The 12318-nt window shown below is 68.8% G+C and carries 11 protein-coding genes; all 11 read left to right on the top strand.

From position 1 onward, the window contains the following. Positions 1-3: 3 nt before the first annotated feature. The 11 genes from bioA (at position 4) to PFX98_RS03240 (ending at position 12290) form a co-directional block, all read left to right on the top strand. Positions 4-1299: an adenosylmethionine--8-amino-7-oxononanoate transaminase gene (gene bioA / locus PFX98_RS03290; RefSeq protein ID WP_425334659.1), complete on the top strand. Its 1296-nt coding sequence runs from the start codon at positions 4-6 to the stop codon at positions 1297-1299. Next, on the top strand, positions 1289-2518 hold the full coding sequence (locus PFX98_RS03285; RefSeq protein ID WP_285233745.1) for an aminotransferase class I/II-fold pyridoxal phosphate-dependent enzyme: 1230 nt from the start codon (positions 1289-1291) through the stop codon (positions 2516-2518). The genes bioA and PFX98_RS03285 overlap by 11 nt, the downstream gene beginning before the upstream one ends. Further along, positions 2515-3225: a dethiobiotin synthase gene (gene bioD, locus PFX98_RS03280; RefSeq protein WP_285233744.1), complete on the top strand. Its 711-nt coding sequence runs from the start codon at positions 2515-2517 to the stop codon at positions 3223-3225. The genes PFX98_RS03285 and bioD overlap by 4 nt, the downstream gene beginning before the upstream one ends. Continuing rightward, positions 3222-4280, top strand: a complete 1059-nt coding sequence (gene bioB, locus PFX98_RS03275; RefSeq protein WP_285233743.1) for a biotin synthase BioB — start codon at positions 3222-3224, stop codon at positions 4278-4280. The genes bioD and bioB overlap by 4 nt, the downstream gene beginning before the upstream one ends. Before the next feature lie 36 nt (positions 4281-4316). After that, positions 4317-6311, top strand: a complete 1995-nt coding sequence (locus tag PFX98_RS03270) for an acetyl/propionyl/methylcrotonyl-CoA carboxylase subunit alpha (protein WP_285233742.1) — start codon at positions 4317-4319, stop codon at positions 6309-6311. Positions 6312-6314: 3 nt separating this feature from the next. Beyond that, positions 6315-7223: a hydroxymethylglutaryl-CoA lyase gene (locus tag PFX98_RS03265; protein ID WP_285233741.1), complete on the top strand. Its 909-nt coding sequence runs from the start codon at positions 6315-6317 to the stop codon at positions 7221-7223. Between the two features lie 137 nt (positions 7224-7360). Then, the gene (locus tag PFX98_RS03260) at positions 7361-8803 is read left to right on the top strand and encodes an alkaline phosphatase PhoX (RefSeq protein WP_285233740.1); all 1443 of its coding nucleotides are present in this window, start codon (positions 7361-7363) and stop codon (positions 8801-8803) included. Between the two features lie 95 nt (positions 8804-8898). Beyond that, positions 8899-10407, top strand: coding sequence for a C25 family cysteine peptidase (locus PFX98_RS03255; protein ID WP_285233739.1), 1509 nt, complete (start codon positions 8899-8901; stop codon positions 10405-10407). Between the two features lie 21 nt (positions 10408-10428). Beyond that, positions 10429-10665: a hypothetical protein gene (locus PFX98_RS03250; RefSeq protein ID WP_285233738.1), complete on the top strand. Its 237-nt coding sequence runs from the start codon at positions 10429-10431 to the stop codon at positions 10663-10665. Between the two features lie 111 nt (positions 10666-10776). Then, positions 10777-11892 (top strand): alanine dehydrogenase, encoded by a 1116-nt coding sequence (gene ald, locus PFX98_RS03245; RefSeq protein WP_285233737.1) that lies wholly within the window; start codon positions 10777-10779, stop codon positions 11890-11892. 83 nt (positions 11893-11975) lie between these two features. After that, positions 11976-12290: an ElaB/YgaM/YqjD family protein gene (locus PFX98_RS03240; RefSeq protein ID WP_285233736.1), complete on the top strand. Its 315-nt coding sequence runs from the start codon at positions 11976-11978 to the stop codon at positions 12288-12290. Positions 12291-12318 lie beyond the last annotated feature (28 nt).

Genomic DNA, 12318 nt, shown 5'->3' with positions numbered 1-12318 from the left:
ACGATGAGCGCGACCCAGGCCCTGCAGCGCCGCAGCCTCGATGCGGTGTGGCACCCCTGCACCCAGATGGCGCGGGCTGAAAGCGTGCCACCGCTGCCGATCGCGCGGGGCGAGGGGCCGTGGCTCCACGACTTCGATGGCCGGCGCTATTTCGATGCCAACAGCAGCTGGTGGGTGAACCTGTTCGGCCACGCCGATGCCGGCATCAACGCCGCCATCAAGCAGCAGCTCGACACCTTGCCGCATGTGATGCTGGCGGGCTGCACGCATGAACCGGCGGTGCGCCTGGCCGAGCGGCTTTCGGCGCGCACCGGCGGCGCCCTGGGCCATTGCTTCTTCGGCAGCGACGGCGCCAGCGCGGTGGAGATCGCGCTCAAGCAGAGCTTTCATTCCTGGCGCAATCTGGGCCGCGGCGACAAGCGCGAGTTCGTCTGCCTGAAGAACGGTTACCACGGCGAGACGATCGGCGCGCTGGCCGTCACCGATGTGGCGATCTTCCGCGATGCCTACGACCCGCTGCTGATGCGCGCCCATATCGTGAGCTCGCCCGACAGCCGCCTGGACAACGAGGCCGAGGCCCTGGCCGCGATGCGCGCCCTGCTGGCCGAGCGCCATGAACATATCGCCGCGGTGATCGTCGAGCCCCTGGTGCAGGGCGCCGCCGGCATGGTGATGCATGCGCCCTCGTACCTGAAGGCGCTGCGTGAACTGACGCGCGAGTTCGAGGTGCACCTGATCGCGGATGAAATCGCGGTGGGATGCGGCCGCACGGGCACCTTCTTTGCCTGGGAACAAACGGGCGCCGACTGGCCCGACTTCATCCTGCTCTCCAAGGGCATCACCGCCGGCACCCTGCCGCTGTCGCTGGTGCTGACGACCGATGCGGTCTACCGCGCCTTCTGGTCCGAGGATGTGACGCGCGGCTTTCTGCACTCGCATTCCTACACCGGCAATGCCCTGGCCTGCGCCGCCGCCAACGCGGTGCTGGACCGCTTCGATGCCGGCCAGCTGGAGGCCAATCGCGTGCAGGCCGCCCTGCTGGCCGAGGCCCTCGCGCCGCTGGCGGCTGACCCACGGGTCGAGCACTTTCGCCAGCGCGGCATGATCCTGGCCTTCGACGTGAAGAAGCCCGGCGAACGGTTCGCCGAGCGTTTCCATCTGGCGGCGCGCGCCCATGAGCTGCTGATACGCCCGATCGGCGCCACCGTCTACCTGATGCCCCCTTATCTGATTGATGCTCAGCAGACCGCGGCCTTCCTGGCCGAGGCCGTGCGCCGGACCCTCGACGATGTTGCTTGAACACCTGAACACCAAGCTCAAGGCCATCGAGGCGCAAAGCCTCACGCGCTTCCTGCGCCAGGCCGAGAGCCGCACCGCGCCGCGCCAGATCGTGCGTGGCGCTGATGGCATCGCGCGCGAACTGCTGATGTTCTGCTCCAACGACTACCTGGGCCTGGCCGCCCATCCACGCATCGCCGAGGCCCTGGCCGAGGGCGCGCGCATCTATGGTGGCGGCTCGGGCGCCTCGCCGCTGATCAGCGGCCACACGGTGGCGCATGAGCGCGTCGCCCAGACCCTGGCCGACTGGTTCGCGCCGCACATCCCGCAGGCGCGCGCGATCGGCTTCTGCACCGGCTATATGGCCAATCTGGCGGTGGTCACCGCGCTGGGCGATGAGCAGACCGAGATCTTCTCGGAGGCGCTCAACCATGCCTCGCTGATCGACGGCACCCGCCTGGCCAAGGCCAAGGTCACGCGCTTCGGCCATGCCGACGTGGGCCAGCTGCGCACGCTGCTGGCGGCGAGCCAGGCCAAGATCAAGCTGATCGTCAGCGATGCCGTCTTCAGCATGGATGGCGACCTCGCGCCGCTGCCGCAGCTGCTGGCCCTGGCCGAGGAATTCGATGCCTGGCTGATCGTCGACGATGCCCATGGCTTCGGCGTGCTGGGCGCCAAGGGCCGTGGCTCGCTGGAGCATTTCGACCTGAAGAGCCAGCGCCTGATCCTGGTGGGCACGCTGGGCAAGGCCGCGGGCCTGGCCGGCGCCTTCGTGGTGGCGCATGAGACGGTGGTCGAGTACCTGCTGCAGGCCGCCCGCAACTTCATCTTCTCCACCGCCTCGCCGGCCGCGATCGAGCATGCGCTGCTCACCAGCTTCGATCTGATCGAGGGCGAAACCGGTGTGCAGCGCCGCGAGAACCTGGTGCGCCTGCAAGCCCAGCTGCGCAAGGGCATCGAGGCCTTGCTGGCCCGCCATCCGCGCCTGGGCTGGAAGCTGGCCGCCTCCGAGACGCCGGTGCAGCCGCTGATCGTCGGCGGCAATGCCGAGGTGATGCAGCTGGCTGCAAGGCTGGAGCGCGAGGGCCTGCGCGTGCCCGGCATCCGCCCGCCCACCGTGCCCAAGGGCGAGGCGCGGCTGCGCATCACGCTGTGCGCCACACACAGTGCGGCCGATGTGGAACAGCTGCTGGCGGCGCTCGCGTCGGCGGCCGCGGACATGGACAGGGTGGCAGCATGAGAGGCTTCTTCATCACCGGCACCGACACCGAGATCGGCAAGACCTGCATCAGCGCCGGCCTGACCCACGCGTTTGCGCAGCTGGGCCTGCGCGTGGCCGCCATCAAGCCGATCGCGGCGGGGCAGGACTTCGTCGACGGCGCCTGGGTCAACGAGGACGTGCGGCGCCTGCGCGCGGCCAGCAATATGGCGCTCAGCGATGCCGAGGTCGGCCCGCTGCAGCTGCGCGCCGCCTGCGCGCCGCACATCGCCGCCCGCCTGGAGGACTGCACCATTGATCGCGAGCCGCTGCTGCATGCCGTGCGCAGCACCGCCGCGCGCGCCGAGCTGTGCATCGTCGAGGGCGTGGGCGGCTTCCGCGTGCCCCTGAGCCCGCATTGGGACACCGCCGACCTGGCGGCCGATCTGCAGCTGCCGGTGGTGCTGGTGGTCGGCCTGCGTCTGGGTTGCATCAACCACGCCCTGCTCACCGCCGAGGCGATTGCCGCGCGCGGCCTGCGGTTGGCCGCCTGGGTGGCCAATACCGTGGACACCGAGATGCCCCATGTGGCGGACAATCTGGCCGCATTGACGGCGGTGCTGTCCGCCGCACCCTTCAACGCTCCCTGCTGGGGCCATGTGCCCCGGCTCTTCGATCCTTCCCCTGCGGCAGTCGCCGCGCATCTGCCTCAGCCGCCGCTGCTGCAAGCCCTGGAATCCTTCCCATGAAACAGACGTTTAACCAAGTCCAGTCCCTCACTCCCAGCACCGACGCCGAGCGCCGCAACAGCAAGGCCTGGACGGTCAACGAGGTCGCCGCCCTGTTCGAGCTGCCCTTCAACGACCTGATGTTCCGCGCCCAGCAGGTGCACCGCGAGAACTTCGACGCCAACGCGGTGCAGCTCTCCACGCTGCTCTCGATCAAGACCGGCGGCTGCGAAGAGGATTGCAAGTACTGCCCGCAGTCGGCGCACTTCGATACCGGCCTGAAGGCCGAGAAGCTGCTGCCCTTGCAGGAGGTGATGGAGGCGGCGCGCGCCGCCAAGGCCAATGGCGCCACGCGCTTCTGCATGGGCGCGGCCTGGCGCACGCCCAAGGAACGCCATCTGGAAGCGATCGGCGAGATGATCACCGAGGTCAAGGCCCTGGGCCTGGAGACCTGCCTCACCGCCGGCATGCTGGGTGATGGCCAGGCCGAGCAATTGCGTGAGGCGGGCCTGGACTATTACAACCACAACCTCGACACCTCGCCCGAGTTCTACGGCCAGATCATCACCACGCGCACCTACCAGGACCGCCTGGACACGCTGGACCGCGTGCGCAACGTCGGCCTGAAGGTCTGCTCGGGCGGCATAGTCGGCCTGGGCGAGACGCGCCGCGAGCGTGCCGGCCTGCTGGTGCAGCTGGCCAATCTGGACCCCTATCCCGAGTCGGTGCCCATCAACAACCTGGTGCAGGTGGAAGGCACGCCGCTGGCCGGCACCGCCGCGCTGGACCCGTTCGAGTTCGTGCGCACCATCGCGGTGGCCCGCATCATCATGCCGCGCGCCATGGTGCGCCTCTCGGCCGGCCGCGAGGAGATGCCCGAGAGCCTGCAGTCGCTCTGTTTCCTGGCCGGTGCCAACAGCATGTTCTATGGCGACAAGCTGCTCACCACCAGCAACCCGCAGGCCGAGAAGGACCGCGCCCTGCTGGACCGCCTGGGCATGCATTGCGCCACCGAGGCCGAGCTGAGCGCCGAGCCCAGTGCCGGCTGCAGCGAGCACGGCTGCGCTACGCACTGAACCGACAAGAAAAACGAAGACCCCGGAGACTCCGCCATGTTCAAGAAGATCCTCATTGCCAACCGCGGCGAAATCGCCTGCCGCGTGGCGGCCACCGCGCGCCGTCTGGGCGTCAAGACCGTGGCGGTCTATTCCGAGGCCGATGCGCGTGCCAAGCATGTGCAGGCCTGCGATGAGGCGGTGCTGATCGGCGGCCCGGCGCCGCGCGATTCCTACCTGCAATGGCAGCGCATCATCGAGGCGGCCAAGGCCACCGGCGCCGAGGCCGTGCACCCCGGCTACGGCTTTCTGAGCGAGAACGAGGAGTTCGCTGAAGCCTGCGCCAAGGCCGGCCTGGTCTTCATCGGCCCGCCGTCCTCGGCGATTCGCGCGATGGGCCTGAAGGCCGAGTCCAAACGCCTGATGGAAGCGGCCGGCGTGCCCCTGGTGCCCGGCTATCACGGCGCCGACCAGGACCCGGCACTGCTGAAGCGGGAGGCCGACCGCATCGGCTATCCGGTGCTGATCAAGGCCAGCGCTGGCGGCGGCGGCAAGGGCATGCGCGCGGTGCTGCAGGCGTCCGACTTTGACGCCGCGCTGGCCTCCTGCAAGCGCGAGGCCATCAACAGCTTTGGCGACGATGCGGTGCTGATCGAGCGCTATGTGCAGAAGCCCCGCCACATCGAGATCCAGGTGTTTGGCGACAGCCAGGGCAGCTGCGTCTACCTGTTCGAGCGCGACTGCTCGGTGCAGCGCCGCCACCAGAAGGTGCTGGAAGAGGCCCCGGCCCCCGGCATGAGCGCGGCGCGCCGCCGCGAGATGGGCGAGGCCGCGGTGGCGGCCGCCAAGGCGGTGGGCTATGTGGGCGCCGGCACGGTGGAGTTCATCGCCGAGCAGGACGGCCGTTTCTACTTCATGGAAATGAACACCCGCCTGCAGGTGGAGCATCCGGTCACCGAAGCCATCACCGGCCAGGACCTGGTGGAGTGGCAATTGCGCGTGGCGTCCGGCGAAGCGCTGCCGCTCAAGCAGCATGAACTGCAAATGCATGGGCACGCCATCGAGGCGCGCATCTGTGCCGAGAACCCCGATGGCGGCTTCCTGCCCGCCACCGGCCGCCTGGACGTGGCGCGCTGGCCGGCGCATGTGAGCTTCGAGCGCGGCCATGTGCGCATCGATGCCGGCGTGGGCGAGGGCGACGAGATCAGCCCCTACTACGACTCCATGGTGGCCAAGCTGATCGTCTGGGGCGAGGACCGCTCCCAGGCTCTGGCGCGCCTGGATGCGGCGCTGCGCGACACGCATATCGTCGGCCTGCAGACCAATGTGGCCTTTCTGCGCCGCTGCGCCGCCACCGCTTCCTTCGCCGGTGCGGATCTGGACACCGGCCTGATCGAGCGCGAGCGCGCCGCGCTGTTCGACCAGCCCGGCCTGCCGCTGCAGATCAGCGCCGCCGCGGTGGTGGCCCATACCCTGGCCAAGGAAGCCGCGCTGCAGAGCACCGACCCCTGGACCGCACGCGACGGCTGGCGCATGTACGGCGCCTCGGCACGCCGCTTTGATTTGGAGGCTGGCGGCACGCACCACGAGGTGCTGCTCTCGCGCCACCACCAGGGTGGCATGCATCTCACGGTGGAGGGGCAATCTTTGCCTTTCGCGGTGAACTCCGCGGGCCTCGAATCGCATGAACTGCTGCTGGGTGAAGGCCTGGCACAGCGGCGCGTGACAGTGAAGACCTATGCCCAGGGCGAGCGCGTCGCCGTGTTCGCGGCCGAGGGCTCGGCCATCGTCACCGAGGTGGACGTGATTGCCCATGCCGGCGAGGGTGGCGGCGAAGGCGGCCGCCTCACCGCCCCCATGCCCGGCAAGCTGGTGTCCTTCCTGGCCCAGCCGGGTGACAAGGTGGCCAAGGGACAGGCGCTGGCGGTGATGGAAGCGATGAAGATGGAGCACACCATCAACGCGCCGCGCGACGGCGTGGTGGCCGAGTTGCTGTTCGCCGTCGGCGATCAGGTGACGGATGGTGCCGAACTGCTGCGCATGGAGGCCTGAAAGATGAACTTGCCAAGCCGCGTCACCCTGGTCGATGTGGGCCCGCGCGACGGCCTGCAGAACGAAAAGCAGCCGGTCGCCACCGAACACAAGGCGCAGCTGGTGGCCATGCTGCAGGCCGCCGGCCTGCGCGAGATCGAGGTCACCAGCTTCGTCAGCCCCAAATGGGTGCCGCAGATGGCCGACAACGAGGCGGTCATGGCCGCCATCGCGCGCCAGCCCGGCGTGCGCTACTCGGTGCTGACGCCGAACATGAAGGGCCTGGAGGCGGCGCTGCCGACCAAGCCGGACGAGATCGTGGTGTTCGCGGCCGCCAGCGAGGCCTTCAGCCAGAAGAACATCAACTGCTCGATCGCCGAGAGCATCGAGCGCTTCGCCCCCGTGGTGGAGGCCGCCCATGCCGCCGGCCTCAAGGTGCGCGGCGCGCTCTCCTGCGCGGTGGGCTGCCCCTATGAGGGTGACATCAGCGCCGACCAGGTTGAGCGCGTGGTGCTCTTGATGAAGGGCATCGGCGTCGACCACCTGGGCGTGGCCGACACCATCGGCGTGGGCACGCCGCGCAAGATCCAGGCGGCGATGGAGCGTGCGCTCAAGCATTACCCCCTGGTGGAGGTGAGCGGCCATTTCCACGACACCTACGGCCAGGCGCTCTCCAACATCTACGCCTGCCTGGAGCTGGGCGTGCACAACTTCGACGCCAGCGTGGCCGGCCTGGGCGGCTGCCCCTATGCCAAGGGTGCGACCGGCAATGTGGCGACCGAAGACGTCGTCTTCATGCTGAATGGCTTGGGGCTAGAGACCGGTATCGACATCGACAAGCTGGTCGACGCCGGCGCCTACATCTCGAACGTGCTGGGCCGCCCGCCGGTCTCGCGCGTGGGACGCGCGCTGCTGGCCAAGCGGGCGGGCTGAGCGGCCCTGGGCGGTCGGATCAGCCGCGCGAGCCCGAATCCGGGGACAAGGCCTGACCCCCGGCGTCACGGCCCGGTCATGGCGGCTTCCGAGACTGCTGGCTGTCGTTGTTGACAGCCAGACCATCGGAGCCCTCCATGTTCGTCAAGCCATCCCGCATCGCTGCCGCCATCGGCCTGCTTTCCCTGCTCGCCAGCCAGGCGCAGGCGGCCGCCACCGAGTTCGCCAACTTCACACCGCTGATCGGCAATGTGGCCGCCGGTGCGCTGCCCGAGAGCGCGCCCTTCCAGCTCTCCTCGCCCAAGTTCAGCCAGCTGCTGCTGGCCGATCGCAAGACCCAGAACAGCCTGCTGCCGGGTTCCAACTCGGGCAGCTGGGACATGATCACCGCCAACGAGACGGGCGCGCAGGCCGGCCGCTATCTGTTCATGCCCTTCGAGACCGGCAGCGCCGGCGTGCAGCGCGTGGATCTCTGGGACAAGAACTACGCCACCCGCACGGTCACCATCGTGGCGCCCGGCACGCAGGGCTTTGTCTCGGGCGATGCCTCGCGCTGGACGCCCTGGGGCAGCTACCTCACGGCCGAGGAGTCCTGGGGCAGCGGCAGCAGCAAGGGCCGGCTGTTCGAGCTGACGAATGCCACCACGGCGGCGGCCAATGGCGGCAATTTCGTGCAGCGCTCGATCCTGCCGCGCGTCTCGCACGAGGGCCTGGCCTTCGACCAGCAGAACAATCTCTACTTCGTCGACGAACTCAACGGCGGTGCCATCTACAAATACGTGTCGGCCAGCCCCAATGCCAGCAACGGCAATGACTTCTTCGCGGCCGGCCAGACCTTTGTGCTGAAGGTCGGCGCGGGCGCCCAGTTCGAAGGCAATAACGGTGCGGCCATCACGGGCGGGGCCTCCTGGGTGGCGATCACCAATGCCACAGGCGGCGCGCTGCCCGGTGTTTCCACCGTGCTGGGCGACGGCACGATTGACGGACGCGCCACCGCCGACCATGCGAGCGTGCTCGGCACCGGCTACAACCGCCCCGAGGACCTGGAGTTCAAGCTGCTGCCCAATGGCCAGCAGATGATCTACTTCACCACCACCGATTCCGACAATGACGGCGTGAGCGGCAACGGCCGAGGCCGCGTCTACTCGCTGAACCTCGATACCGGCACGGTGAAGCTGTTCGCGGACAACAACAGCATCGACCAGGCCACCGGCCTCAAGGTGGGCGCGAGCTGGAGCAACCCGGACAATCTCGCCATCGATGCCGCCGGCAATATCTATGTGATCGAAGACCAGGATGGCGGCAAGGCCGACATCTGGTTTGCCAAGGACAGCGACAACGATGGCGTGGCCGATTCGGTGGCGAAGTGGGCCAGCCTCAGCACCACCGGCGCCGAGCCCACCGGCCTGTACTTCGACAAGTTCAATCCCAACCTGGCCTACGTCAATGTGCAGCACCCCAGCAGCGGCGTGGACAGCCTGGTGCAGATCTCGGCGGTGCCCGAGCCGCAGACCTATGCGCTGATGCTGGCCGGCCTGCTGGGCGTGGCCGGCCTGGCGCGCCGCCGTCGCGGGGACTGAAGCCTACCCACCAGCTTGTGCCAAGTTAGGGGCAGCGCATTGCCATTGCGGCCGACCCCTCGCCACAATGGGCTTTTGCCCCCCGGGAGCACAAGATGGACAAGCTGGTGATCAAGCATGGCGCGGCCTTACGTGCCAAGTACGCGGCGGCCGGGCTGGCCAAGGTAGATGCGGCGCTCAAGACCCTGGTGAGCGCCGACAAGAAGCGCGGCATCGAGACCGTGGTGCTGGACGTCAGCCTGGCCTCGGCGATGAAGCCCTATGGCGCCGCGGTGCCGGCCAAGCCCGATGCGCGCGCGCTCAAGGCCGCCATCGATGCCGTGGCCACGGCGGCCAAGCCGCACTACATCCTGCTGCTCGGCGCGCTGGACGTGCTGCCCATGGTGCCGCTGGTGAACCCGGCCTATGGTGGCCCGGGCGGGGACGACGACAAGACCGTGCCCAGCGATCTGCCCTATGCCTGCGAGGCGCCCTACGGCACCGACGTGAACCGCTTCCTGGGGCCGACCCGGGTGGTGGGGCGCCTGCCCGATGTGCCGGGCGCCAGCAAGCCCGATCTGCTGCTGCAGCTGCTGCGCGCCTCGGCCCGCGCCAAGCCGCTGCCGCGCGAGGACTATCAGCAGAGCTTCGCGCTTTCGGCCGAGGTCTGGCAGGGCTCCACGCGCCTGAGCGTGAACAACACCTTTGGCGACGCCGCGCCGCTGAACCTGGCGCCGCCCAAGGGCCCGCGCTGGGCCAAGCAAGACCTGGCCCCGCGCATGCACTTCATCAACTGCCATGGCGCCGCCCATTCGCCCGAATACTTCGGCCAGCGCGGCGACGCCTATCCGGTGGCGCACCGCGCCAATCTGCTCACCGGCAAGATCACCGCCGGCACCGTGGTGGCCGCCGAGTGCTGCTATGGCGCCCAGCTCTACGATCCGGCCGAGAGCGCCGGCACCCAGGGCATCGCGCTGAGCTACCTGGCCGACGGCGCGAGCGGCTTTTTCGGCAGCACCACGATTGCCTACGGGCCCAGCGAGGGCAATGGCTCGGCCGACCTGATCTGCCAGTATTTCCTGCAGCGCGTGCTGGCGGGCTCCTCGCTGGGCCGCGCTGCGCTGGAGGCGCGCCAGAAGTTCGCCGGCGAACGCACCCATCTGGACCCCTTCGATCTGAAGACCCTGGGCCAGTTCTACCTGCTCGGCGATCCGGCCCTGCAGCCGGTGGGTTATGCCGCCCATGCCCTCAGCAAGACCAAGGCCTTCAAGCAGGCCTTCGCCAAGGTGCAGGACCGCGGTGTGCGCGGCCTGCGGCGCGAGCGGCTGGAGCGCGAGGGGCGGCACCTGGCACGCGCGCTGCCGCCGGTGCGGTCGAAGCCGCTGGAGCCGGCCGCACCGGTGGAGCGCACCATGCAGATGATGGCGCGCGAATCGGGCCTGCAGGGCGAGGTCTCGCGGCTGAGCTTCGAGATCGGCGGCAAGGGGCCGATACGTCGCATCCATGTGCTCAAGGGCCTGGCGCAGCATGGCACGGGCGAGCAGCGCGTGCCGCATCTGCTGGCCATCGTCGCCACCGAGGAGAACGGCCAGCTGCTGCATGTGCGGCGGGTGCATTCGCGCTAATTTCCACACAAAGGTTGGCCGATGAGCGAGATCGTGGGCAAGATCAGCAAGCGCCTGCTGGCGCAGGGCACGAAGAGCGAGCACCGGGGCATGGTGCTGGAGGACGCCCAGGGGCTGCAGCATGTGCTGCGGCGCGTGGGCGGCAACCCCTTTCGCGACTCCGAGCTGGAGGCGCTGGAGGGGCGCCGCCTGCGCCTGCTGGGGCGTGCCACCGAGGGTTTCTTCCTGGTCGAGCGTTGGGAAGAGGCGGCGGATTAGCGCCGATTAGCGTTGCTAATGCCGCTGTAGCGCGGCAAATGCCATTTGCGCTCGGACGGCTGCCGGTCGTACAAAGCGCGGAGCCAAGTCCTACAAGAACGGAGACAAGCCATGAAGATCGGATGCCCCAAGGAAATCAAGAACCACGAGTACCGCGTGGGCCTGACGCCCGCCAGCGTGCGCGAACTCAGCAGCCGCGGCCACAGCGTGCTGGTGCAGGCCGGTGCCGGCGCCGCCATCGGGCTGGATGACGAGCAGTACCTGGCCGCCGGCGCGCAGCTGGCGCCCGACGCCGCCACGGTGTTTGCGCAGAGCGAGATGATCGTCAAGGTCAAGGAGCCGCAGCCGCAGGAATGCGCGATGCTGCGCCCCGGCCAGATCCTCTACACCTATCTGCACCTGGCGCCGGACCCCGAGCAGACCGCCGCACTCGTGAAGAGCGGCGCGATCTGCATTGCCTACGAAACCGTCACCGCGCCCGGCGGCGGCCTGCCGCTGCTGGCGCCCATGAGTGAGGTGGCCGGCCGCATGGCCGTGCAGGCCGGCGCCGCGCATCTGGAAAAGAGCAAGGGCGGCATGGGCGTGCTGCTGGGCGGCGTGCCCGGCGTGGCGCCCGCCCATGTGGTGATCCTGGGCGGCGGCGTGGTGGGCACGCATGCGCTGCAGATGGCGGTGGGCATGGGCGCGCGGGTGACCGTGCTGGACAAGAGCGTTGACCGCCTGCGCCAGCTGGACCTGGTGTTCGGCAACCGCATCACCACTCAGTACTCGACGGCGCAGAGCGTGGAAGAGGCGGTGCTGTCGGCCGATCTGGTGGTCGGCGGCGTGCTGATCCCCGGCGCCGCGGCGCCCAAGCTGGTGACGCGCGCGATGGTGTCGCGCATGAGGAAGGGTGCGGTGATCGTGGACGTGGCGATCGACCAGGGCGGCTGCTTCGAGACCTCGCACGCCACCACCCATGCCGAGCCCACCTTTGTGGTGGACGGCGTGGTGCATTACTGCGTGGCGAACATGCCCGGCGCGGTGGCGCGCACCTCCACCTTCGCGCTCAACAACGCCACCATCGGCCATGCCGTGGCGCTGGCCGACAAGGGTTGGAAGCAGGCGCTCAAGGACAACCCGCATCTGAAGGCGGGCCTGAACGTGGCCGCCGGCCACGTCACCTACGAGGCGGTGGCGCGCGATCTGGGCTATGCCTATGTGAGCGCCGACACCCTGCTGGCCTGATACGTTGATCTGGGACATTGGGGCTGCACCGGGCTGGGATAAGGTGTACAAGCATTGATCCCAGTACCGCAACGGAGGACGCCATGTCAGACCAAGTACACGCCCAGAAGGAACGCCTGGTGGCAGATTTGCACGCCGTCGTCGCCGAGGCCGAGTCCCTGCTGAAGGCCACCGCCGGCCAGGCCGGCGAGGGCGCCAGCGAGTTGCGCGCCAAGGTCCAGGCCAGCCTGGACCGCGCCAAGCGCCATCTCACCGAGTTGCAGGAGGCTGCGATCGAGAAGGCCAAGGCCGCCGGCAAGGCCACCGACAACTATGTGCACGAGAACCCCTGGCAGTCCATCGGCGTGGCGGCCGGCGTCGGCCTGCTGCTGGGCATGTTGATCGCGCGCAGCAAGTAGCCACCTGCCGCGCAGGGGGCGGGCCGGC

Origin of the sequence: Paucibacter sediminis, assembly GCF_030254645.1 — a bacterium.
GTDB classification, from domain to species: Bacteria; Pseudomonadota; Gammaproteobacteria; order Burkholderiales; family Burkholderiaceae_C; genus Paucibacter_B; species Paucibacter_B sediminis.
This window is presented reverse-complemented; position numbering and strand designations above follow the sequence as displayed.